This window comes from Longimicrobium sp., from assembly GCF_036388275.1.
In the GTDB taxonomy this organism is placed as follows: Bacteria; Gemmatimonadota; Gemmatimonadetes; order Longimicrobiales; family Longimicrobiaceae; genus Longimicrobium.
The window spans coordinates 120,143-143,263 of sequence record NZ_DASVSF010000008.1 but is presented as its reverse complement, the minus strand read 5'-3'; the positions used below and the strand labels follow the sequence as shown (position 1 = coordinate 143,263).

Annotated in this window: 24 protein-coding genes; 19 read left to right on the top strand and 5 right to left on the bottom strand. The window is 70.9% G+C overall.

Annotated elements, in window-relative coordinates; translation table 11 throughout:
- Positions 1-20: 20 nt before the first annotated feature.
- From VF632_RS03230 to VF632_RS03215, 4 genes are all read left to right on the top strand, one after another.
- Entirely contained in the window at positions 21-767 is a 747-nt protein-coding gene (locus VF632_RS03230; RefSeq protein ID WP_331021406.1) for a lysophospholipid acyltransferase family protein, read from the top strand.
- A gap of 232 nt (positions 768-999) precedes the next feature.
- On the top strand, positions 1,000-1,206 hold the full coding sequence (locus tag VF632_RS03225; protein WP_331021405.1) for a hypothetical protein: 207 nt from the start codon (positions 1,000-1,002) through the stop codon (positions 1,204-1,206).
- Between the two features lie 27 nt (positions 1,207-1,233).
- The gene (locus VF632_RS03220) at positions 1,234-1,863 is read left to right on the top strand and encodes a class I SAM-dependent methyltransferase (protein WP_331021404.1); all 630 of its coding nucleotides are present in this window, start codon (positions 1,234-1,236) and stop codon (positions 1,861-1,863) included.
- 292 nt (positions 1,864-2,155) lie between these two features.
- On the top strand, positions 2,156-3,292 hold the full coding sequence (locus VF632_RS03215) for a DUF3667 domain-containing protein (RefSeq protein ID WP_331021403.1): 1,137 nt from the start codon (positions 2,156-2,158) through the stop codon (positions 3,290-3,292).
- Between the two features lie 87 nt (positions 3,293-3,379).
- Here the strand turns inward: VF632_RS03215 and VF632_RS03210 are convergent, their stop codons facing one another.
- A complete protein-coding gene (locus VF632_RS03210; RefSeq protein WP_331021402.1) occupies positions 3,380-5,077 on the bottom strand; it encodes a diguanylate cyclase in 1,698 nt (565 codons plus the stop codon).
- A 193-nt stretch (positions 5,078-5,270) separates the two neighbouring features.
- On the opposite strand from VF632_RS03210, the gene VF632_RS03205 reads away from it, so the two are divergent.
- From VF632_RS03205 to VF632_RS03190, 4 genes are all read left to right on the top strand, one after another.
- Entirely contained in the window at positions 5,271-5,825 is a 555-nt protein-coding gene (locus tag VF632_RS03205) for an FHA domain-containing protein (RefSeq protein WP_331021401.1), read from the top strand.
- Positions 5,822-6,595 carry a PP2C family serine/threonine-protein phosphatase gene (locus tag VF632_RS03200; RefSeq protein ID WP_331021400.1) on the top strand — a complete coding sequence of 258 codons (774 nt, stop codon included), beginning with the start codon at positions 5,822-5,824 and terminating at the stop codon, positions 6,593-6,595. Before VF632_RS03205 ends, VF632_RS03200 begins: the two co-directional genes overlap by 4 nt.
- A gap of 101 nt (positions 6,596-6,696) precedes the next feature.
- On the top strand, positions 6,697-8,817 hold the full coding sequence (locus VF632_RS03195; RefSeq protein ID WP_331021399.1) for an IPT/TIG domain-containing protein: 2,121 nt from the start codon (positions 6,697-6,699) through the stop codon (positions 8,815-8,817).
- A 156-nt stretch (positions 8,818-8,973) separates the two neighbouring features.
- Positions 8,974-10,092 carry a tetratricopeptide repeat protein gene (locus VF632_RS03190; protein ID WP_331021398.1) on the top strand — a complete coding sequence of 373 codons (1,119 nt, stop codon included), beginning with the start codon at positions 8,974-8,976 and terminating at the stop codon, positions 10,090-10,092.
- 422 nt (positions 10,093-10,514) lie between these two features.
- Here the strand turns inward: VF632_RS03190 and VF632_RS03185 are convergent, their stop codons facing one another.
- The gene (locus VF632_RS03185) at positions 10,515-11,837 is read right to left on the bottom strand and encodes a pyridoxal phosphate-dependent aminotransferase (RefSeq protein WP_331021397.1); all 1,323 of its coding nucleotides are present in this window, start codon (positions 11,835-11,837) and stop codon (positions 10,515-10,517) included.
- 139 nt (positions 11,838-11,976) lie between these two features.
- On the opposite strand from VF632_RS03185, the gene VF632_RS03180 reads away from it, so the two are divergent.
- Positions 11,977-12,435, top strand: coding sequence for a YaiI/YqxD family protein (locus VF632_RS03180; protein ID WP_331021396.1), 459 nt, complete (start codon positions 11,977-11,979; stop codon positions 12,433-12,435).
- A 59-nt stretch (positions 12,436-12,494) separates the two neighbouring features.
- Here the strand turns inward: VF632_RS03180 and VF632_RS03175 are convergent, their stop codons facing one another.
- Complete coding sequence (locus VF632_RS03175; protein WP_331021395.1) at positions 12,495-12,773, bottom strand: hypothetical protein; 279 nt, start codon at positions 12,771-12,773, stop codon at positions 12,495-12,497.
- 923 nt (positions 12,774-13,696) lie between these two features.
- On the opposite strand from VF632_RS03175, the gene VF632_RS03170 reads away from it, so the two are divergent.
- The 9 genes from VF632_RS03170 to VF632_RS03130 all read left to right on the top strand — a co-directional run bounded on the left by VF632_RS03170 (position 13,697) and on the right by VF632_RS03130 (position 20,790).
- Positions 13,697-14,758 carry a M20/M25/M40 family metallo-hydrolase gene (locus VF632_RS03170; RefSeq protein WP_331021394.1) on the top strand — a complete coding sequence of 354 codons (1,062 nt, stop codon included), beginning with the start codon at positions 13,697-13,699 and terminating at the stop codon, positions 14,756-14,758.
- A complete protein-coding gene (locus VF632_RS03165) occupies positions 14,755-15,507 on the top strand; it encodes an ABC transporter ATP-binding protein (protein WP_331021393.1) in 753 nt (250 codons plus the stop codon). Before VF632_RS03170 ends, VF632_RS03165 begins: the two co-directional genes overlap by 4 nt.
- A complete protein-coding gene (locus tag VF632_RS03160; RefSeq protein WP_331021392.1) occupies positions 15,504-17,117 on the top strand; it encodes a putative ABC exporter domain-containing protein in 1,614 nt (537 codons plus the stop codon). The genes VF632_RS03165 and VF632_RS03160 overlap by 4 nt, the downstream gene beginning before the upstream one ends.
- A 9-nt stretch (positions 17,118-17,126) precedes the next feature.
- Positions 17,127-18,365, top strand: coding sequence for a sialidase family protein (locus VF632_RS03155; protein WP_331021391.1), 1,239 nt, complete (start codon positions 17,127-17,129; stop codon positions 18,363-18,365).
- 8 nt (positions 18,366-18,373) lie between these two features.
- Positions 18,374-18,883, top strand: coding sequence for a TlpA disulfide reductase family protein (locus tag VF632_RS03150; protein ID WP_331021390.1), 510 nt, complete (start codon positions 18,374-18,376; stop codon positions 18,881-18,883).
- The gene (locus tag VF632_RS03145; protein ID WP_331021389.1) at positions 18,884-19,105 is read left to right on the top strand and encodes a hypothetical protein; all 222 of its coding nucleotides are present in this window, start codon (positions 18,884-18,886) and stop codon (positions 19,103-19,105) included. It begins immediately after the preceding gene.
- Positions 19,106-19,280: 175 nt separating this feature from the next.
- Positions 19,281-19,643 carry a 4a-hydroxytetrahydrobiopterin dehydratase gene (locus tag VF632_RS03140; RefSeq protein WP_331021388.1) on the top strand — a complete coding sequence of 121 codons (363 nt, stop codon included), beginning with the start codon at positions 19,281-19,283 and terminating at the stop codon, positions 19,641-19,643.
- Positions 19,644-19,820: 177 nt separating this feature from the next.
- Positions 19,821-20,189, top strand: a complete 369-nt coding sequence (locus VF632_RS03135; protein WP_331021387.1) for a hypothetical protein — start codon at positions 19,821-19,823, stop codon at positions 20,187-20,189.
- A 130-nt stretch (positions 20,190-20,319) separates the two neighbouring features.
- Positions 20,320-20,790, top strand: coding sequence for a hypothetical protein (locus VF632_RS03130; RefSeq protein ID WP_331021386.1), 471 nt, complete (start codon positions 20,320-20,322; stop codon positions 20,788-20,790).
- A gap of 105 nt (positions 20,791-20,895) precedes the next feature.
- Here VF632_RS03130 and VF632_RS03125 read toward each other — a convergent pair whose 3' ends face one another.
- Both VF632_RS03125 and VF632_RS03120 read right to left on the bottom strand, forming a co-directional pair.
- A complete protein-coding gene (locus VF632_RS03125; protein ID WP_331021385.1) occupies positions 20,896-21,387 on the bottom strand; it encodes a hypothetical protein in 492 nt (163 codons plus the stop codon).
- A 66-nt stretch (positions 21,388-21,453) separates the two neighbouring features.
- Complete coding sequence (locus VF632_RS03120) at positions 21,454-22,143, bottom strand: ankyrin repeat domain-containing protein (RefSeq protein ID WP_331021384.1); 690 nt, start codon at positions 22,141-22,143, stop codon at positions 21,454-21,456.
- Between the two features lie 70 nt (positions 22,144-22,213).
- On the opposite strand from VF632_RS03120, the gene VF632_RS03115 reads away from it, so the two are divergent.
- Complete coding sequence (locus VF632_RS03115; protein WP_331021383.1) at positions 22,214-22,660, top strand: MarR family transcriptional regulator; 447 nt, start codon at positions 22,214-22,216, stop codon at positions 22,658-22,660.
- The last annotated feature ends 461 nt before the right edge of the window (positions 22,661-23,121 follow it).

Genomic DNA, 23,121 nt, shown 5'->3' with positions numbered 1-23,121 from the left:
TTCCGGTGTACGAGGCCCTCATGCTGAAGCGCCTGGTTTCTCTCTGGGTCTGGGTATCGGCCGCACTGGTGGTCCTGGTCTGGGTTCCGTGGCTGGCGCTGGTGTACGCCGCCACCGTGCCGTCCGACCCCGGCCGCTACACCGTGGGCCGCTGGTTTCGCCGCGCCGCCGTCACGCTCACGCGGCTGAACCCGTTCTGGAAGTTCCGCACGACGGGCTTCCTGGTTCCCGACCCGCGGCGGCCGTACGTGGCCGTGGCCAACCACGAGTCCATCGCCGACATCTTCCTTCTTTCGCACCTGCCGTGGGAAATGAAGTGGCTCTCCAAGGAAGCCATCTTCAAGATCCCGCTGATGGGGTGGATGATGAGGATGGCGGGTGACATCGCCGTGCGCCGCGGCGACGTGAAGAGCCGCATGCAGGCGCTGGACGCCTGCCGCGACCGGCTGGGCAAACACGTGTCGGTGATGATCATGCCCGAGGGAACGCGCTCGTCCACGGGCGAGATCCAGAAGTTCCACGACGGCGCTTTTCGCCTGGCCATCGAGACGGGGTCTCCCATCCTGCCCATCGCCGTGGCGGGCACGCGGGCCTGCATCACCAAGGGGTCGTGGATCGTGGGCCGGGCCAATGCCATCGCGCGGGTGCTGCCCCCCATCGAGACGGCGGGGCTCACGCTGGACGACGTGCCCGCCCTGCGCGACCGCGTCCGCGAGCTGATCATCGAGGCCCGCGCCGGGCTGCTGCGCGAGCTCCAGTCGGCCTGATCCTCCTCGCAGGTCCACGTGCCAGACTCTTATCAAATCCTCGGTGCTTCAGGGAGTGCCGTATCTGGCCGGCAGCTTTTTACGCCCGCCTGTGCCCCAGTACGGCACGCACGATGGCGGAGTTCGCACGTTACGCGCGAAAAAGTAGTCAAAGTGGACATTTGCTGTTGCGGAGATACGGACTTGACCCTTCTTTCCGGTGGTCGCAGGGTCGACTTCACCGGGAGATCGGATGACGGAAGAGATCATTTTGTCCATCGTTGCCGCCACAAGTGTAACGGTCATCGGTCTGGCCGCACTCTGGCGGAAGAAGAACGTCGAACTGCAGGTAGTCGCTAGGAAGGTGGGCGTGCAATTGCGGATCAGTGAACCGGGGCAGCGTCGCCTCACATCCTCCTCGGGGGACCCGGGACTTGGCGGACCTCCGCAAGCGGAATAGCTTCCGCGACCACTAGCCGCGCGCCGAATGCCGCTGAACACCCTCGCCTGGAACCGCGTCCGCTACACCCTGCTGGCCCCGCTGTATGACACGGTGGCCGGCTTTCGGCCACAGCGGAAGCGGTCGCTGGAGCTGCTGGATGCGCGGGCCGGCGAACGCGTCCTGATCGACGGCTGCGGAACCGGCGCCGACCTGGCCTTTCTCCACGCGGACGTTCAGGTCGTAGCGACAGACATCACGCCGGCGATGGTCGAGCGCACCCGGCATCGGGCGCTGGGGCTGGGCAGGAGCGTGGACGCGCGGGTGATGGATGCCCAGGCGCTGGAGTTCGCCGACGCCTCGTTCGACGCCGTGGTGCTTCACCTGGTCCTGGCCGTGGTGCCCGATCCCGTGGCCGCCGTCCGTGAAGCCGCTCGCGTGCTGAAGCCCGGAGGCCGGGCAGTGGTCTTCGACAAGTGGGTCCCCGACGACCGCGAGCCCTCGCTCCTGCGGCGCGCCGGCAACCTCGTCTCTGGCGTGGTGGCGACGGAAATCACACGCAAGCTGGGTCCGCTGGTGGCCGCCACCCCACTGGTGGTGGAGCACCAGGAACCCGCTGGGGCTGGGGGCTTCTTCTCCATCACCCTGCTGCGCAAGCCGCCATCCGGCGAGTCCTGAGCGCGCCGGCCCCGAGTCGTGCCACGGAACACGCGTCACACGTAAGCGTGTAGCCCACGAAGGTGGACATCGTGTGGTCGTTGCCGCGGATTCATCCGCCCAGCAGAGCCTGGGTCCGAGCCTGGCCCCAGCAGAGCCTGGCCTCGGAGCCGGTCCCTGAGCCTGGCCTCGGAGCCGGTCCCTGAGCCTGGCTCCTGAGCCTGGCCATTGAGCCTGGGCCCGAGCCAGGCTTCGAAGCCGGTCCCTAACCGGCTCCGATCCTCCGGTTCGCCCCGTCCCCGACCCCGCCAGCATGCCAGACCCGACCGCCGCGCCACCGCCGTTCCCCTCGGCCGGCCCCGAGCCCCCCGACCCGCGGGGCGAGCCGCCAGTGCCCATCTCTCCCATCCGCCGCCAGCGCTGGTGGGCGCGGGAAACGCGGCGAACGCCGGATCGCCCGTGCTTGAACTGCGGCGACACGACGGTGGGCTTCTTCTGCCGCAACTGCGGGCAGCGCAAGGCCGACGTCCGCGTGTCGCTGCGGCGCATGCTGATGGAGGTGATGGACGACCAGCTGTCGCTGAACTCCACGCTGCCCCGCACCATCGGCGCGCTGCTGTTTCGCCCGGGGCACCTGACCGCCGAGTACGTGCAGGGGCGCATCATGCGCTACGTGCCGCCCTTCCGGCTGTACCTGGTGACGTCGGTGCTGTTCTTCATCCTGCTCCCCGTAGTCGCGGACGTAAACCGCATCGCCGACGAGGTGACCCTCGACAGCGAGCAGAACGATGCGCGCGAGCGGGCCCAGGACGACTCGGCACGCATCGTCGACCAACGGGCCCGGGCCGATTCCGTCAAGGCGCGCATCGCCGCGGTCCGGCGTGGCGAGGTGCCCAGGGGCGAGGTGGCGCCTCCGCCCCTTCCGCCCGTGCCTCCGAAGCCGGACAGCGGCAAGGTGAGCCTGAACCTGGCGTTCAGCGACACGAACAGGGTCCCCGCGTGGCTGAAGCCGCTGAACCGGCGGATGCAGCGCACCGAGGACCGCCTGGAAGGCATGCCCCCGCGCGAGGCGCTGCGGACGGTGCTGGCGGCGATGGAAGAGAACGCGCCCAAGGGCGTATTCCTGATGATGCCGCTCTTCGCCTTCATCCTGAAGCTGCTGTACGTGCGGCGGAAGCGGTTCTACGTGGAGCACTTCGTCTTTGCGCTTCACGTGCACGCGATGGCGTTCCTGCTGTTCACGGTGGGGATGGTGTCGGGGCTGGGCTGGCTGCGCAACGTCCTGTCGCTGTGGATGACGCTGTACGTGTTCCTGGCGATGAGGAAGGTGTACGGCCAAGGCATCATCCGCACGTTCCTGAAGTTCTGCGCGCTGGGCGGCGCGTACATGATCTTCGGGATGACGGTGGGCGCCATCGCGACGCTGATGTTCGCCGCGCTCAGCATGTAGCCCAGGGAGAATGTCGTGGACGGAATCGGCCCTCCCGCGGAATGCGCGGGAGGGCCGATCTTCCTTCATCCGACGAGTCTGGGCAGATTACCGCGCGGCGACGAACTCGTGCTCTGCGGCATCCAGCGTAACGGATACGAGCCGGTCGCGGCCGCTGTTCTTGGCGCGGTACAGCGCCTGGTCGGCCAGCTCCACCAGCATCTGGGGGTCCACCAGGTCCGTGCCCACCGCCACGCCCACGCTGGCCGTCACCCGTACCGTTTGCCCGTGCGCCACCTCGCAGCGCATGTCGCGCAGGGTGCCGCGGAACCGCTCGGCGAAGCTCAGCGCGCCCGCCAGGTCGGTGTCGTACAGCAGCACGGCGAACTCCTCGCCGCCGAAGCGCGAGGGCAGGTCCAGGTTGCGCGTGGTGGCGCGCAGAAGCCGGCCCACCCGCTCCAGCACCAGGTCGCCCACGCGGTGGCCGTGGGTGTCGTTGACCCGCTTGAAGTGGTCCAGGTCGATCAGCACCAGCGCCAGCGAGCCCCCCGTGCGCCGCACCCGCTCCGACTCGCGCCGGAGCGCGTCTTCCAGCACGTGGCGGCGCGACAGCCCGGTCATGGGGTCGGTGAGCGCCGTCACCTCGGTGAGCGCCCAGCGCCCCGCCGTGGCGATGCCCACCGTCACCACGAACACCAGGAATCCCACCCAGAACGCCGAGGGCGTGCCCGGCAGCAGCCGCGCCACGGGCACCAGGCTGGAGTACTCGCTGAGCACGTCGTACAGCATGGTGCCCGAGAACGCCGCCGTGCCAAAGAGCAGCGTGCCCGCGTGCGCCGTGCCCTTGCGCCCCATCCGCCACGCGCGCCACACGATCACCATCAGCCCGATGGCGATGGCGGCATCCATCCACAGCACCAGCTCCGCCAGCATCCGCAGCGGCAGCGCCAGGGTGGCCCCGAAGCAGGCCGCCAGCACCGCCGTCACCCGGCGGGTGTGGCGCGCGCCGCGCAGCCCGAACAGCTCGTCGATCAGCGCCACGAAGAACGGCCCGCCCGCCAGCATGGCCAGCACGCCCAGGCGGTACGGATTGATCCACGGCATCACCGCCTGCCCCACCTCGTCGGCGTAGGTGGCGCCGTAGACGGAAACGGCCAGGCAGACCCCGGCGAACCACAGGTTTTCGCGCGCGGCGCGGCGGCGCAGGAAGAACGCCAGGTGGTACACGCCGATGGCCAGGAAGAACGACACCAGCCCGCCGATGACCACGGGACGGGGCGAGCGCTGCTGGGCAAGCACGTCGTACCGGCCCACCCGCACCGAGCCCATCACCCCGCCGTACGCGTAGTCGTTGAACACCCGCACCGCCAGCACGTGGCGCCCGTCCGCCGCCCGCGAAAGCAGCGAGTCGGGAACGAAGATCAGCACCGAGAGGGCGCCCTCCACGAAGTTCGGAGGCATCCGTCCGCTGCCGCCCACCCGCACGCCGTTCCAGAACACCTCGAAGGCGTCGCCCACGGTGGCGAAGCGCAGCCCCACCGGCGCGCCGCGCAGCGACGGGGGAAGCACCACCTCGCGGCGGTACCAGCCGAACCCGTCGTATTCACCGATGGTGGTTTCCCACTCGCTGGGCACCGCCATGGTGCGCCAGCCCCGGTCGTTCAGCCCGGCGGCGGCCCACGCGGGATCGTCGCCCTGCTGGAACCGCCACTCGCCCCCGAGCGAAAGCGTGTCCGCGGCCTGCGCATGCGCGGCCGGGGGCAGGAAGAGCAGAAGGGCTGCCAGGACGAAACGGGCGGCGGTCACCAGGACCTGGGGTGGGATGGGATCGGCCGGGAAGGTGTGGACGAGAAGCTACCCGCGGGCGGGGCGCAGGTCAAGCGAAGCGCGTGCCCGCGACTTGCAGGGGACGCGGTGGGCACGTACGTTGCGCGCCGGTTGGCAAGCCCTTGCGCCACAACCGTTTCATTCAAAACCCCACGCAGGAGAAGCCGCGCCGATGGCCAACGTTGTCCCGTCCGGGCGTCCGGGCCCGCTCGCCAGCCTGGCCCTGATGGCCGGCCCGCGCTACGGCGAGGAACTGCCGGTTCCCGCGCCCGTCGTCGTGCTGGGCCGCGCCGCCGCCTGCGACGTGGTGATCGACGACGACTCCGTTTCGGCCCAGCACGCGCGGCTGGAGTTCGACACCGGCGCCTGGCGCCTCACCGACCTGGGCTCCACCAACGGCACGGCCGTCGAGGGGGTGAAGCTGGCCCCCCAGCTTCCCACCCCGCTGCCGTACGGCTCCACCGTGCGCCTGGGCGGCGTGCAGCTGCAGTTCCGCGAGGTGGAGGCGGTAGACCTGCAGGCCGCGGCCGCCGGGTACGTGGCCCCCGAAAAGCCCCGCACGCTGCGCGAAGAGCGCACCGGCCCGCGCTTCCCGGTGTGGCTGCTGCTGGTGATCCTGGTGATCGCGGTGGTCGTAGGCATCCTGGTGTACATGAACGTGGCGGCGCCCACCGCGGTGGGCGGCCTCCCTGCCGGGCTTCCCGTGCTGGCGCTGGCCTTCCCGTGAAGCTTGCCTGGAAGGCGGCCGGCGGCACCGACGTGGGGCGGATGCGCCGGGGCAACGAAGACACCTTCGTGGTGGATTCCGAGCGCGGCCTGTTCCTGGTGGCCGACGGCATGGGCGGCCACGCGGCGGGAGAGATCGCCAGCGCCCTGGCCGCCGAGGCGGTGGGCGGGGCGCTGCGCGAGGGCATCGACCGCGGCCTGCAGGCCGACGAGCTGGCGCAGGTGATGGTGGAGTCGTTCGGGGCGGCCGACCGGGCCATCGGCGAGCACGTGGAGGCCCACCCCGCCACCCACGGAATGGGCACCACCACCACGGCGTGCGTGCTGTGCACCGACGGCACCTACCGCATCGGCCACGTGGGCGACAGCCGCGCCTACCTGCTGCGCGGCGATGCGCTGGCCCAGGTGACCAAAGACCACACCTGGGTGCAGCGCGAGGTCGACGAGGGCCGGCTGACGCCAGCGGGGGCGCGCCGGCACCGGCTGTCGCACATCCTTACCCGCGCGCTGGGCACCGGCCCGTTCGACGTGCCGCCCGACCTGCTGGGGGGAGAGCTGCGCCCCGGCGACCTGCTGATGCTGTGCTCCGATGGGCTGACGGGTATGCTCAGCGACCGGCAGCTGGGACGCATCCTGTCCATCCCCTCCACCCCCGAAGAGCACGTCGAACGGCTGATCCGCGCGGCCAACGCCCGCGGCGGCCGCGACAACATCACCGCCGTCGTCGTGGAGATCCTCCCGGCGACGGACGCCGCGCCGGAGAACGGCTAGCCGCCCCACCCTTGCGGGAACGCTCCTTTTGTTTCTTCTTTACGGGCCGCGCCTCCGGCGGCCGTTCCGGCTTTCTCCCACCCCCTGATCCACGAACTCCGGTGCAACTCACGACCACGTTCCGGCGCTATTTCCCCGTGGTTCTCGCGCTGCTGCTCGCCGCCTGCGGCGACTCGGGAACCGCCACGAACAACCCCACGCCCGGAATCTCCACCCTGGAACCCAACCAGGTAGAGCAGGGCGACACGATATCCACCCTCACGGTGATCGGCACGGACTTCGTCCGCTCCTCCGTGGTGCGGTTCAACGGCAGCGACAGAACGACGAAGTTCGTCAGCAGCACGGAGCTGCACGCCAAGCTCGTGGCCGCCGACCTGGCGAACGCCGGGTCCGCGCAGGTCCTCGTGGTGAACCCCCAACCCGGGGGCGGCTCGTCCAACGTGGCGCAGTTCATCATCAGGATCCGGCAGAACCCGGCCCCCAGCCTCGTGGCGCTTTCGCCCGCGTTCGCCACGGCGGGGGCCTCCCCCACGACGGTGACCATCACCGGCACCGGGTTCGTGCCAGAGTCGCGGGTATACGTGGGCAACAACGAGCGGCCCCGCACGTACGTGTCGCCAACGGAGATGCGGTTTCAGCTCAGCGACACGCTGCTGGCGACCGGCGGCACCCTGGTCGTCCGGGTGGCCAGCCCCGCCCCGGGCGGGGGGGTGTCGCCGCCGCTGAACTTCGAGGTGCGCTTCCCGGTCCCCGTCCTGGCGTCGCTGGGCACCGCCCAGACCACGGCGGGGCAGGCCGGGCTCACCGTTCGCGTGAACGGCACGGGCTTCGCTCCCGGCTCGGTGGTACGGGTCGACGGCGTGGCCGTCGCCACCACGTTCGTGAGTCCGACCGCGCTGGACGCCACCCTGGGGGAAGCCCACCTCCGCGCTGCGGGCACCCTGACGTTCACCGTATTCAACGGCCTCCCGGGCGGCGGCACCTCGGGGCCGCTCGCACTGACGGTGGTCAACGGCGTGCCCGAGGTGACGCTGCTTCCCTCGCGCGGGGCGAGCGCGGGGCGTTCGGGGTTCACCCTCCACGTGCACGGGCGCGGCTTCGTCACCGGCTCGGTGGTCCGCTGGAATGGCGTCGAGGTTCCCACCCAGTACCTGGCCAGCACCCGGCTGGCGGCCACCATCGGCGCCGACGCCGTCGCGTCGCCCGGCACCGCGCAGATCTCGGTGCACACCCCGGCACCGGGAGGCGGCACTTCGGGCACGGTGGCGTTCACGGTGCGCACCGTGGGCGCGGCCACCGTAACCAGCCGCCGGGTGGTGACCGTGACCGCGCGCGACCTGGTGTACAACCCCGGCACCGACCGGCTCTACCTTTCCGTCCGCGGCGGCCCGGCGAGCGGCGCCAACACGGTGAGCGAGTTCAACCCCGCGACGGGGGCGCTGGTCCGTTCCGCGTTCGTCGGCAGCGACCCGGGGCGCATCGTCCGTTCCGATGACGGGCAGTTCCTGTACGTGGGCGTGGACGGGGCCAGCGCGGTGCGGCGGGTGACGCTTGCCACCCTGACGCCGGGGATGCAGTGGCCGCTGGGTGGCGGCGAGGTGGCGGGCGACCTGGAGGTGGCTCCGGGGCGGCCCCAAACCGTCGCGGTGTCGCGCCAGCGCCCGGGGTACAGCCCGCCGCTGAACGGCGTGACCATCTACGACGACGGGCAGGCACGTCCGGAGTCGTCGCCGGGGCACACGGGCGGCAACCGCATCGAGTTCCTGGAATCGGCGTCGGTGCTGTACGGCTACAACAACGCGCACACCGGCTTCGAGTTCTTCACCATGGCAGTGGATGCCGCGGGGGTGCGCCACTCCCACACCACCGGCGGCCTGGTGTCCGGCTTCTACACCGACATCTTCGGCGAAGCGGGCCGCATCTACGGCACCAACGGCGCCGTGGTCGACGCCGAGCGCCGGACGCGCGTGGGGACGATCGGCGGCGGCACCGCGATCACGGTGGATGCCCGGCTCGGCAGGGCGTTCGTGCTGGCCGACGGCGGGATCGTCGTCTACGACCTGAACACCTTCCAGCAGCTGGGAACCGTTCCCGTCTCCGGACCCTCGCTCGACCATCCCGCGCTGCTCGTCAGCCGGCTGGTGCGTGCGGGCGACGACGCCATGGCGTTCCTGGACACGGACGAGCTGTACATCATCCGCAGCCCGCTCTTCGGGCCGTGACGCCGCGGGGCCGGAGCGCCCCCTGATGACGAGAAGGCCGGCTCTCCGCGCGGGGAGCCGGCCTCCGCTCCGTACATCGGGCTGCGCGGGAGCAGCGCGCACCAATCGTAACCGGCAACGAACTTCATCCGCCGGAACGCCTTCATCGTCCTTCCCGTGAGAATCTCCGCACTTTTCGCCCTGGCGCTCTCCGTCGCGCTCGCCGCCCCTGCCGCCGCGCAGCTCCCGGAGCGCCCCCGCCTGCCCCGCGACGCCGACCCCAACGACTGGGAATCGTACTTTGCGCGGGGCGAGGAATCGTTCAACCAGCAGCTGAACACCACGGCGCACGCCTCGTTCTACTGGGCCTCGCGCCTGGACCCCACCCGCGCCGAGCCCATCATGGCCATGTGGGCCACGTTCTTCGCGCAGGATGAACGGCTGCTCATCGCCTACCTGAACGATCATCCCCCCACGCTGCAGCGGCCGGACGTGATCGCGAACGATTCGCTGCAGATGCGGGCGTACGCGCGCAACCCGTTCGTGCACCGCGGCGTCGAGATGGCGCTGTATACCCGGCTCAGAGGGCGGTGGGACGGGCCCAGGGCGGCGTTCGTGGACTACGCGCGCGGCGAGTTTCTGAGGGCGGCGGAGCGGTTCGGAGCCGCCGTACGTTCCAATCCCGGCCGCAACGTGCGATTCCGGCACTACCGCGCGCTCTCGTTCGTGGGCGCCGAGGAGCTGGACAGCGCCGCGGTGGAGATCGAGGCGCTGCTCGAGACGCTGCGGCGGATCGACGCCGTGCGCGTGACGGCGTACGAGAGCAAGGGGATGTGGGAGTACGCGCTGGGCCGCATCTACGAGGCACAGGGCCGTCGCGACGCGGCGCGGGAGGCGTTTCGTCGCGCGGTGGTGGAGGACTTGGCCCTGTACCCGGCGCACGCGGCCCTGGCGCGGCTGGAGGTGCAGGCGCGGAACGTGGAGGAGGCACTGGGCCACGCGGCCACCGCGGTCGAGGCCGCGCCTCACGACCCGGTGATGCACTTCGAGCACGGCAGCGCGCTCGCCGCCGCCGGCCAGCACGAGGCGGCCGCCGCGGCGTTCCGCCGCGCCACGGAGCTGGAGCCGTACTGGGCCGCCCCGTACCTGCGGCTGGGCGCCGCGCACGACGACCTGGGCGCCCGCGACCCGGCCCTGGCCGCGTACCGCGCCTACCTGGAGCGCGCCCCTCGCCGCCAGGCGAACGGCATCGGAGTCGCCGAGCGGCGGATCGCGGAACTCCAGCAGCAGCGCTGACCCCCGCGGCTCGTCCGGCCGCGGCGTGATGCTGTGGTCGATGGAATGCTGCGGCTTGGACCCGCCGAGGGTTGGGTGCGTTTCGACGGGAGCCGGCGCATGCCTCGGCTGCCCTCTCCCCCGGGCCCCTCTCCCGCAAGCGGGAGAGGGGAGAATTCGAACGTGCTTCGACAGGCGCGGGGGCGAGGGCGGCGCAGGAAGATGGGCTGGACGAGCCGGAAGCTCAGGCGGGCGGGGGCGGGTGTGTGGCGGATCCCTCAGTCGCCGCGGAGCTCGGCGCGAGTGCAGGTTCGCCGGGACCGCTCCATCGGGATGACATCGCGCGCCTTTCGGCAGATGCGGTGCGCGTGCAAAGCCCCGGGCGGGACGCGATACCGGCCCGAGCCGGGGCTTTCCGCGTTTCCAGCGGCGGGTTTACCCGCTCAGGGCAGGGAGGCGGCCGCCGTGGGGCCGCCTTCCATCCGCCGCACGCCGGTGGGGGCGGAGAGGGCTTTCAGCGCGGTTCCCAGCCGTCCAAACATCACCTCGATCTCCGCCAGGTTCGTGGCGCCCACGGAAAGGCGCATCCAGCCGGTGTCCTCCTTCATCCCGAACGCCTGGAAGGGCACCACGGCCAGCCCGGCGGCCGCCAGCAGGTACTGGCGGATCTGCTCGTTGGTGGCCAGCACCTCGCCCTCGGGCGTCTGCCAGCCGTGCAGGGCGAACTGCGCGCTCAGGTAGATGGCGCCCATGGGGGTGATGGCGCGCACGGGGAAGCCCGCGGCGCGAAGCCCTTCGATCCCCGCGTACAGGGCGTCGAGGCGCGCCTCTACGCCCTGCTTCATCTCGCGGTGGTAGGCCACGATCTCGTCGGTGGCCCCGATCATCCTGGCGGTCGCCAGCTGCTCGGCGCGCGGGGCCCAGGCGCCCACGTGGGCCAGCACGCTCGCCATCCGCTGCGTGACGTCTACGGGGGCCACCGTCCATCCCACCCGCACGCCCGTGGCCGCGAACGACTTGCTGATGCCGTCCACGAACACCGTGTAGGCGGCCATCGCGGGGCGCAGCGTCACCGGGTTCACGTGCATGGTGTCGCCGAAGGTCAGCATCCAGTACACCTGGTCGTACATCACGTACAGCGGGCGCTCGTCCGGGCCGCGGCGGGCGTTCTCCTCCAGCACCATGTCGCAGATCTCCCCCAGCGCCTCGGGGGTGAACGCGGTGCCGCACGGGTTCAGCGGCGAGTTGAGCGCCAGCAGCCGCGCGCCGCGCACCGCCTCTTCCAGCAGCGCGCGGGTGGGGAGGAAGGCGTCCTCGGCGCGGCAGGTGACGGGCAGCCCGCGCGCGCCGGAGATGTGCACGTAGTGGTTGTTGTTCCACGAGGGCACCGGGTACACCACGACGTCACCCGGATCGACCAGGGTGGAGTAGACGGAAAAGATGCCCGGGCGCGACCCGCCCGTGATCAGCACCGAGTCTACCCCGTACTCCAGCCCCAGCCAGCGTTCGAAGAAGTCGGCGACCGCCTTGCGCAGCGGCATCACCCCGTCGGAGGGCGGGTAGTTCGTTTCGCCCGCGCTCAGCGCCTGGACGATCTCGCGCTCCAGATAGCCGGGAATGCGGAACTCGGCGGGCGAAAAGTCGCCCACCGTCAGGTTGCAGATCGTTTCGCCCTGCGCCACCATGGCGCGGATGTCCCCGGCGATCTTCAGGATCTCGGAGCCCACCAGCCCCGCCGCCATCGCCGAAACGCGTCCGTCCGTCATCGCCCGTGCACTTTGCTGATGGATTGTCTGCGAACCGGCGGCAAATTAGCCAGGGGCGCACCGCCGCGACAGGGCGCCCCGGCGTTCGTCTTGCACGCGGCGCGGGCGGTGGACCGACCTTTTTCGATGATGGAGGATTGTGAAGCTGTGGATCGATGCGGACGCCGCGCCGCGTGACGTAAAGGAGATCGTCTTTCGCGCCGCGAAGCGGCTGGAGATGCAGACGGTGCTGGTGGCCAACCAGCGGATGCCGGTGCCGCCGGGAAACCCGTTCGTCACCGCGGTGCGGGTGGAGGGCGGCCCCGACGTGGCGGACCTGTACATCGTGGAGCAGGCCGCGCCCGGCGACGTGGCGGTCACGGCCGACATTCCGCTCGCGGCCGCGCTGGTGGAAAAGGGAGTCGCGGTGATCGACCCGCGCGGCGACGAGTTCGACGCCGAGAACGTGGGCGAGCGGCTGGCGGTGCGCGACTTCATGGACGGGCTTCGTGGCGCGGGGGTGGAAACCGGCGGCTCGCGCCCGTACGGGCCCAAGGACAAGCAGGCGTTCGCCGGCTCGCTGGACCGCATTCTCACCCGCGCGCTGCGCAGGCGCTGAACGGAAAGCGGCGCCCCGGTCCACCCGGAGCGCCGCTTTCGTCCTGGCCCGCGACGGAGTTAGACGCCGATGCGCCGATGACGCGTGTCGCGCGCGCCCGCGGCCACCCCGGCACCTACGCCGGCCCCGAACAGAAGCGCCGTGCCCCCGCCCACCAGCGGAAGGAGCCCGACCACCGGGATGGCGACGATGAACGCCGCGGCACCCGCGAGGATAGGGGCGAGCGCGTTGTGGACGGCGTCCACGTAGGCCAGCCGGCGCCGCACGAAGCTGCGGCTCTGCAGATATCCGAACACCGTGGCGGCGATGGTTGCGGCGAATGCGATCATTCCGAACATGGGTCGTCTCCTTCGATTTCCGAGGCTCATTCGTTCCGTTCCTTCGGGTGATACGGTGCGGCGCGCAGGAAAGATTCAGGCGCGAGGGAGCCCTGGCCAGCGTCGGGCGTTTCGACTCGGGACGGCGCATTCCCCGGCTGCCCTCTCCCCCCGGCCCCCTCTCCCGCAAGCGGGAGAGGGGGAGAACTTCGCCCGGTCGACCGGGCTGTTTTGCATGCCGCAGCAGCGCTGGCATCCCCGATCTGTCATCCAGAGGCCCATGCGCGCCGCACTCGCCCGCACCCCATCCGTTGCGGGCCGAAGGATCTTGCATGGGGCACGTATTAGCCCGGGCGCGGCAGCGGTCACAGTGCCGAGTCTCGGCCCTCCCGCCGACCCTGCCTCCGCAAACCCGGCAGGGGAGGGGAGCCGTCCAGCGCGCCCGCCACCTGCCCAGCCGAGCCTCCGGCCTGCACGGGCGAATGAATTCGCTGCAACGACCACACGAAGTCCACCTTCGTGGACTGGCTTACCATGGCGCGGGATCGTCCGTGTGGCGCGACCGGAACGTGGCGCAGTCTACGCGCCGTCCAAGCGCACAACATCCTGAAGTGTACCCCCTCTCCCACGCTGTTTGTGGGAGAGGGTGGACGAGCCTAGGCGAGGCCGGGTGAGGGCCCCACGGCAGCCGAGGCCTCGGCTCCGGTGACCGCTGCCGCGCCCGAGGTGGTACGTGTCCGCGGCCAGATCCTTCGGCCCGCACAGGATGACGTGCGGGCTGGTTGGGTGCGCTTGGGCCTCTGGATGACAGATTGCGGACCAGGTTCCCGTGAGGGTTCGCGCGGACGGGTGCGGCTCCCCGCCGTTGCCCGCGTTCCGCTGCCCGGGCATATTCCGCATAGCCTGCGATCGATGCTCCCCCATCCCGCATCCCCGTGGACCCGATGCCCCTCATCCGCCGTCTTCACGCGCTCAACGCCGTAGTCCTGCTCTCGGTGTCCGCGTGTGCCCCCGCCGCGGGGCCCGAACCCGCGCCCGTGCAGCAGCAGGCGCCGGTGCGCGCGGGCACGGTGCGGGAAGATGATGTGCGGCGTGCGCTGTACGACCTGGCCGCGGACAGCATGGAGGGGCGCGGCACCGGCACGCGGGGCGGAATGCGCGCGGCCGTCTACCTCGCCGCGCGGCTGCAGGCGCTGGGCGTGCAGCCCGCGGGGGACTTCGGGTACTTTCAAACGGTGCCCGTGGCCGCGGACGGGCCCGGCGGCCGGCTGCGGCTGGCCACCGCCGACGAGCTGGCGCGCCTGCGCCCCGAGCAGGTGCGGCAGGCATTCAACGTCGTCGCGCGGGTGCCGGGGACGGACCCGTCGCTGGGGGGCGAGGCCGTCATCGTGGGCGCCCACTACGACCACGTGGGCATCGGGCGGGCGGTGGATGGGGACAGCATCTACAACGGCGCGGACGACGATGCCAGCGGCACCGTGGCCGTGCTCGAGGTGGCGCGCGCCCTGGCGAAGGCGCCGCCCCGGCGCACCGTCATCCTCTTCTTCGCCACCGGCGAGGAGGTGGGAATGCTGGGAACGCGGCACTACCTGCGCGAGCCCGTCGTGCCGCTGGACAGCACCGTCGCGGGGCTGTTCGTGGAGATGATCGGCCGGCCGGACTCGCTGGCTGGCGGCCACGGCCGCGGCTGGCTGACGGGGTTCGACCGTTCCACCATGGGCGCACTGCTCTCCGCCGCGGGAGTGCCCATCGTCGTAGATCCCCGGCCCGCGCAAAACTTCTTCGAGCGAAGCGACAACACGCCGTTCGCGCGGATGGGCGTGCCCGCCCACGTGCTGTCGTCGTTCGGCATCCATCGCGACTACCACCAGCCGAGCGACGAGCCCGAGACGCTGGACTACGCCCACATGACGCGCGTGATCGACGCCGCCATCCACGCCGTGCGCACCCTGGCGGATGGCGCGCGTCCCCAGTGGAATCCCGGCGGCCGCCCCGCCGCGCGATGATCGACGTCCAGCAGCTTCGCAAGGTGTACGACGGCCGCGTGGCCGTCGCCGATCTCAGCTTCCAGGTGCGGGGCGGAGAGATCCTGGGCCTCGTGGGGCCGAACGGGGCGGGGAAGACCACGACCCTTCGCGCCATCTGCGGCATCCATCCTCCGACGAGCGGCCACGTCTCCATCGGCGGGTTCCACGTGGAGCGGCAGGCGATGGAAGCCAAGCGCCGCCTGGCCCTGATCCCCGACGAGCCCCACCTGTTCGCCAGCCTGACGGTGTGGGAGCACCTGGACTTCACCGCCCGCGTGTACGGCGTCCGCGACTGGCACCCCGCGGCCGAGCGGCTGCTGGCCGAGCTGGAGCTGGCGGACCGCCGCGACAGCATGGCCGACGAGCTTTCGCGCGGCATGCGGCAGAAGGTGGCCGTCGCCTGCGCGCTCCTTCACGATCCCGCCGCCCTGCTGCTGGACGAGCCGCTGACCGGGCTGGACCCGCGCGGCATCCGCACCCTGTACGACACCCTGCGCAGGCGCGCGGCGGCGGGCGCGGCGGTGGTGCTGTCGTCGCACCTGCTGGGGCAGATCGAGGGATTGTGCACCTCGTTCCTCATCCTGCGGCAGGGGCAGCTGCTCTTCCACGGCTCGCGCGACGAGCTGCGCGAGCGGTACGCGGTCGAGCTGGGGCCGGGCGCTTCCCTGGAAGACATCTTCTTCTACGTTACCGAGGACTACCTGCCCCCGCCCGCGGCGCCGGAATGAACCCTGGCCTCCGGTACCTGGCGCGGGCCGGCTTCCGGGGTGTCCTTCGCCGGACGGGGCGGCGGATGCGCACCGCGCGCGGCTTTCTCACCACCGTGTTCGGCTTTTTGCTGATGACTGCCCTCGTCGGCAGCCAGGTGGTCGCGCTGGTGCTGGACGAGAGCCCCACCTCGCCCGGGGACGCGGCGGCCGGGTTCACCCTGGTGCTGATGGCGCTTCTGGGGTGGGCGGTGGTGAATTCCGAGGCGCCGTTCTTCTGGCCGGCCGAGGTGCAGCACCTGTTTGCCGCCCCGGTGGGCCGGCGCGAGCTGCTGGCGTACCAGCTCGCCAGCCGCGCCTGGCTGCAGCTGCTCTCCGGGCTGTGGGTGGGGACCATCGGAATGCGGAGCGCGCCGTTGCCGGCGGCGGCGCTCTCTACCGCAATCCTGGCGATCACCTTCATCAACGTGGCGGGGCTGCTGGCCGCGCTGGCGAAGATGGCCGTGGCGCAGCGCGCGCCTGGCGCGGTAAAGGCGCTCAAGCCCGCGTTCTACGCCGGCGCGGCGGCGCTCGTCGTTCTGCTGTACCTCCGCGCCCGCGCCGTGGGCCTGGGCGACGCCATGGGCGAAGTGCTGGCGTCGGCGCCGCTGCGGGCGTTGTCGCTGCCGCTGCAGCCGTTCGCCCGCGCGTTCGCGGCGGAAGGGCTGGTGGAGCTGGTCCTCTGGTCCGCCGCCTCTATGGGCGTGATCGCCGTCACCTTCAGCGCGGCGGCGCTGCTGCCGGTGGATTTTCGCGAGGCTTCGCTTTCGCTCAGCGCGCGCAAGGTGGCGCAGTGGCAGCGGGTGCGCGGTCGCGGGGGACGGGTCACCCACCGCCGCATCCCCGTGCCCTCGTTCGGGTTCCTGGGCACCGCGGCACCCCTGGCGCGCCGGCACGTGTACGAGCTGGGCCGCGCGCCCCGGCCGCTGCTGGGACTGGCGTTCTCCGCCGGGCTGGCGTTCTTTTACAGCATCGTCCTGCCGTGGACGAGCGACTACGCGTCCACCCCGCGTCCGCTGGGGGTCGCCCTGGTGGTGATGGTGGCCGTGTTCGCCATGTTTGGAAGCGGCTCGCTGAACCTGGACTTCCGCCGCGACGCCGAGCGCATCCCTTTCCTGCGCTCGCTGCCGCTGCGGCCGGGGGCGGTGGCCGTCGCGCAGGTGTTCACCCCCGCGGCGATCCTGACGCTGGCCAGCCTGCTCCTGCTGGTGGGCACGGCAATCTCGGTGCGGTGGCACGTCCGCCCGATGATGCTGATCCTGGCCATGCTGCTGGCAGGGCCCATCTCGTGGATTTGCGTGGGGCTGGAGAACTGGCTCTTCCTGCTGTTCCCCACCCGGGTGACGCCGGCCGGCACGGAGCAGAACTCGTTTTCGGGACGCCTGTTCCTGAAGATGCTCAGCAAGTTCATGCTGCTGACAGTCGTCGTGGGCGCGGCGCTGCTCGCGGCGGTGCCCGGACGGATGCTGGCGGGCCGCGCGGGCGGCGTATCCGCCTCGGTGCTGGTGGTTCTGGCGGCCTGCTGGGTTACCACCTGGATGGTGGCCCGCGCGTTCCACGGCTTCGACCTGGCCGTCGACAACCCCGACTGAGGTTTTCGCATGCGTGCTCATCCATCCCTCCCCGTGCTCCTCGCCATCGCCCTCGCGGCCTGCGGCGGCTCCGGCGACGACGCGAAGCCGGTGGAATCCACCGTCCGGGTACAGGTGATTCCCGCGCCGGCCGCGCCGGGGAGCGGCGAGCCCAACCTGAGCGTGGCGCCGGACGGGCGCGTGTACATGTCGTGGATCGAGCCGGGCCCCGACAGCACGCACGCCCTGCGCTTCTCCGTGCTGGAGGGCGGCGGCTGGTCCACGCCGCGCACCATCGCGCAGGGCAGGGACTGGTTCGTCAACTGGGCGGACTTCCCCTCGCTGGCGCCGCTGCCCGGCGGGCGGATGGCGGCGCACTGGCTGCAGAAGAGCGGCAGCGGCAAGTACGCCTACGACGTGCGCGTGGCCGTCTCCGGCGACGGCGGGGCCACGTGGAGCCAGGGACTCGTGCCCCACCGCGACGCCACGGCCAGCGAGCACGGGTTCGTGTCGATGTGGCAGCAGGGCGATTCCGTCGGGATGGTGTGGCTGGACGGCCGCAAGTACGGCGCGTCGGCTAAGGAGCACGCGCCGGGGAACGAGATGACGCTGCAGTACACCACCATTGCGCACGACGGGCGGGCCGCGCCGGAGCGGGAGATCGACGGTCGCGTCTGCGACTGCTGCCAGACGGGCGCGACGATGACGTCCAGCGGTCCCCTGGTGGTGTACCGCGACCGCTCGCCGGGCGAAATCCGCGACATCTACTACACGCGGATGGTCAACGGCGCGTGGACGGAGGGACGGCCCGTGCACGCCGACGGGTGGAAGATCGACGCCTGCCCCGTCAACGGCCCGCAGGCGGCGGCGGACGGTAACCGCGTCGCCGTGGCCTGGTACACCGCGGCGCGCGACAGCCAGCAGGTGAAGGTGGCCTTCTCCGGCGACGCGGGCGCCACCTTCGGCCCGCCGGTGCGCGTGGACGGCGGCAACCCCGAGGGCCGCGTGGACGTGCTGATGCTGGACGGCGGGGCCGCGCTGGTGAGCTGGATGGAGCGCGCGGCGGGGAAGGGCGTCGAGGTGCGGGTGCGGCGGGTGGGGGCGGATGGCAAGCTGGGTGCGCCGCGGACGGTCACCGCGTCGAGCGCCACGCGGTCCAGCGGATTTCCGCGCATAGTGCGTGCGGGGAACGAGCTGGTGATGGCGTGGACGGCCGCGGGCGAGCCGTCCACCGTGAACGCGGCGCGCATGCCGCTCCCCGTGGATTGAGGGACGTGATGCGGATGATGAAGGTGCTGTCCGCGGCCGTCGTGCTCCTGACGGCCTGCGGCGACGCGCCGGCGGGGGCGGTGGCGGTGGGCAAGCCGGTTCCGCCGTACGTGGCGCAGGTGCTGGATGGCGACCGCACGTCGCTCGCGGACCTGCAAGGCCGGCCCGTGCTGCTGAACGTGTGGGCCACCTGGTGCGGCCCCTGCCAGCAGGAGATCCCCGCGCTGGAGGCGCTGCACCGCGAGTACGGCCCCAAGGGGCTGCGCGTCGTCGGCGTCAGCATCGACCAGGCGAGCGAGCAGCAGGCCGTCCGCGAGTTCATGCAGGAGTACGGCGTGTCGTTCGACGTATGGCTGGACCCCAGCGGCGACGTCACCAGCCAGTTCAGCATGGTCGGCGTGCCCAACACCTTTCTGATCGGCAGCGACGGAACGCTGCTGTGGAAGAAGGTGGGCCCGGTTCACGCCACGGACGAGGAATTGCGCGGGCTGATCGAGAAGTCGCTCGCCGCCACCTGAATGCGAACCATCACCGACGAACGGGGCCGCGCGTGGGACGTGGCGATCGGCCGCGGGTCGTACGGCACGGCCCTGCTGATGTTCTCGCTGCGGACGGACAACGAGAACCGCACCTCGCTGCTGGCCTCCGAAACGGTCCGCGACGCAGAGCGCGAACTGGCAGCCCTGAGCGACGAAGCCCTCCGCCAGCACCTCGCCGACTCCCAGCCCTGGGAAGGCTGACGGTACGTGGATCGGGCGAGGCTCGCGCGCGATGTCATCCCGATGGAGCGGCCAAGGCCAACCTGCCCGCACACCGAAGACGGCAGCGACTGAGGGATCCGCCACACACCCCGGCCGCGCCCCACCGCCGCGGCCACACCGAATCCGTTCCTCCTCATCTCACGGAAGGCACCCGATGGACCCGCTGAAAACCCGCACCTGCGAGCCGTGCCGCAAGGGCGCGCCCACCGTTACCGCCGACGAGATCGCCGAACTCCACCCGCAGATCCCCGAGTGGACCATCGTGGAGCCCGGCGGAATCCCGCGGCTGGAGCGCGTGTTCACCTTCCCCGACTTCGCGAGCGCGCTGGAGTTCACCAATCGTGTAGGCGCCATCGCGGAGGACGAAGACCATCATCCCGCGCTGTTGACGGAGTGGGGGCGCGTCACCGTCGGATGGTGGACGCACAAGATCCGGGGCCTGCATCGCAACGACTTCGTCATGGCCGCGAAGACGGACGAGGCGTTCGGATCGTCCCCCGCTCCGGGCGCGGGATGAATGAATCCGCGGCAAAGGCACTTGGTGGTCGTCGCGCTCGGCATTGCGGCGATGGCGTGTACCCGCAGTCAAGCGGCTGAGCCGCGGCCTGAACCCGAGCCGCCGGTCCGTGCACAGGCGGATTCTGTTCTCCGGTTGCCTGTGAACCCGTACACGAGGCATGAACTGCGCGTCTGCGTGCTGCAAAACGGGAACCTGCGAGAGGTAGAAGTCCGCTACAACACGCGCACGGGCGACACGACGGTGAACGGCCGGCCCTACGCCGAGGTGTTTCCGCCCGACGCGCCCGGGTACGCGGCATCCGCCCCGTGGATGATCCTGAACGAGCCCATCCCCTTCCGCGGGTACCGGTACATCAAGTACGGCCGGCCGCGCGTGTTCGGCGTATGGGAGGTGGAGCGTGCGGGCGAGTACCAGGGAACGCCGCTGTTCACCGAAGCGGGAACGGGAGATCGCCTTCCCGCACTCCTCCTGGTCCCGGTGCGTCCCGGGTGCGAGTTCCAGACGTATCAGACCTCGTTCGAAGGCAACGCCGTTCGTGGCTGAACACGAGAGGGGACGGTGGCCCACGTTGACTCGGCGCCGAGGCGCTGACCTCACCGCTCTGCGTTCGGCAGCGAGCCGAGGCTTGGACCACGTCCATCCACCGATTACCCACTGCATCCCAGGAGACTTCATGCGAGCAGTCGTAATGCTTCTCATGTGCTTGCTGTTGCCGTCGGTCCAGACGGCAAAGGCACAGGACCTCGGCACGTCACCTGTCACGCCCCCTCTCGCGGCCTTGGCCACGCTTCCAGGTGCGGCCATCGTGTCCGCGGACCCGTCCGTTTCGTTCGCTCCAGCAAAGCGGGACGAAGAACGTCGGGATCACGGGAAGGGAGCGCTCACAGGTTTTGCTATCGGAGCACTGGTCGGCGGGGTCGGCTTCGCCGGGATGAACTACGCGTTCACGACGAGCGGCCCCCGTGACGAGTACACCGTGCTTTCCTTGTTCCTGGGTGGTGCGGTTGGGGGCGCTGCGGGTGCGATCGTCGGCGGCATCATCGGAATGCCCGAGCGGGAGGAGCCCCGGCGAGAGCAGGTCCGGCTTCACCTTTCCCCGGACCTGTCCCGCGGGGGCATGGCCGCCGTGTCGGTGTCTTTCTGACCCAGTGATTCGCACCCCCGAAGCGTACGACTAGAACGAAGGAGGGGACGGCCCCATTGCCGTCCCCTCCGCTCAAGAAGCACTGCCTTACCTCGTACTCCCGCACTATTCCCTCGGCGGGGCCGCGTCCCGCAGCCTTCGATGGTGCTCCTGCCGCGCGCGCGCGGTGCGAGCCTCGTCCAGTCGGTTGAGGCGGGTGAGCAGGCGGATCAGCCGCTCGTAATCCACCCCCAGCACGCGGTGGTTGGGGTTGGGCTTCGCCTCCTCGGCGCGGATGCCAGCCATCAGCGCGTCCGCCGATTCCCACTCGCGCCCGCCCTGCAGCAGCGCGTCGGCCAGGGCCATGTGATATCGCACCTCGCCAGGATCCAGCTCCGCCGCGCGCCGGTACGCCTCCGACGCCTCGCCCCAGCGCGCCTGGCGGCCAAGGACAACGCCCTCTTCCCACGACATCAGGGCGCGAGACGCCATTTCGGCGTTGTCTTCCACCGGCGCGGCGGGGATGAAGATGGTGGGGCGCGGCGCTGGCGGCTGCCGCGGTGTGCAGGCGGCGGCGAGGGCGATCAGCGGAACGAGAAGAACGGTGCGTACCTGCATGGCGATTCCCGCGATGGACTGCTGTTCCTGGCGACCGGCAACACTACCGAGGGCCGTCGTACCCCGTCAATCGCCGGGAGTGGCGGAGGGCTCGTCGGCACCGCGGCTGCGCAGGTGCTCCATGGCGGCGGCGTGCCCCTTCTCCTCGGCGAAGTCGATGGCGGTGCGTCCGTCGTCCGTGGCGGCGTTGACGTCGGCGTCGGCGTCCAGCAGCACGTCGATCAGGTCGATGGCCCCGCGCTGCGCCGCCGAGTGCAGCGCCACGAATCCCCCGTGCTGGCGTGCGTTGGGATCCGCGCCGGCATCCAGGAGCAGGCGGACGCCTTCCAGCGGCAGCGGTCCGGCGAGCGCGGCGTGCAGCGGCGTGTTGCTCATTCCGTTGCGGGAGATGGCGTGCGGATCGGCGCCGTGCTCCAGCAGCAGGCGCAGCAGCGGCAGGTGGCCGAAGAAGCCCGCGTAGTGCAGCACCGTCCACCCGTCGTGCGTGTAGCGGGTCAGCAGCCCCTCGTCTTCATCCAGCAGCGCCTGCACGCGTGCCACGTCGCCCATGGCCGCGGCTTCGAACCCGTCCGGCTGGCGGCCGTGTGCCACCAGCATCTCGGCCAGGTCTCGCCGCCCGTGGTACAGCGCCATCAGCAACGGGCTTTCTCCATCGTCTCCGCGAGCGTGTGCCGCGTGACCGTCCCCCTGGAGCAGGGCGCGGAGCGCCTCCGCATCACCCGCCTTCACCACCTCCGCCAGCTGCGCAAAGCTCATGGTGTCCGCTCCCGTCCGTGGTTGATCGACAGAACTTGCTTCGTTAGCCTTCCTAAGCATATTGTGATGCATGGACGCGACGAGCGCAAGAGACACGGACGGGCGGGTGGAGCAGCTGGCGGACCGGCTGCACTCGGCGAGCATTCACCTGCTGCGCCGCCTTCGCCGCGAGGACGACGGGTCGGGGCTGTCGGCGCCGCACCTGTCGGCGCTCTCAGTGCTGGTGTTCGGCGGGCCGATGTCGCTGGGGGAGCTGGCGTCCGCGGAGCAGGTTCGTCCGCCGTCGATGACGCGCATCGTGCGCAACCTGGAGGCGCACGGACTGCTGACGCGCGAGCCGCACCCCGACGACGGCCGCGCGATCGTGCTGCGAGCCACGGACGAGGGGCGGCGGATTCTGCACGAGGGCCGCGCCCGGCGCGTGCACTCCCTGGCCGAGCGCCTGCGCGCTTTGAACCCTGCCGAGATCGACTGCCTGGAGCGCGCCGCGGAGCTGATTGGCCGGGTGGTGCGGTGACCCGCGCGTCGGCCGACGATCTGTGACTCGCCCAAGATTCTGTTATCCAGAGGCCCGAGCGCACCGAGCCAGCCCGGACGAAAGACCACGCCTCGCCGGGCGAATGAATTCGCTGCAACAACCACACGAAGTCCGCCTTCGCGGACTGGCTGGCCTTCGCGCGAGTTGCATTCTGGTGCGCGCCTAGCGTCTGTCATCCAGAGGCCCGAGCGCACCAAACCTGCCCTTACGCCGCCACCATGCGGGCCGAAGGATCTAGCCTGAACCACGAACCAGCCTGGGCGCGGCAGCGGCACGAAGCCCTGAGCCGCGGCCCATGGTCGGATCGCCCCCGAGCTGTGCTGGGGCGACTGAAGTCGCGGCAACAAGGGCCCAAAGTCCGCCTTCGCGGACTTCCTCACTCGGTCGCGCTGACACGCGTCCACTCTCTTGGATGTGCGCCGTACCTGCCGAAGCGCGAT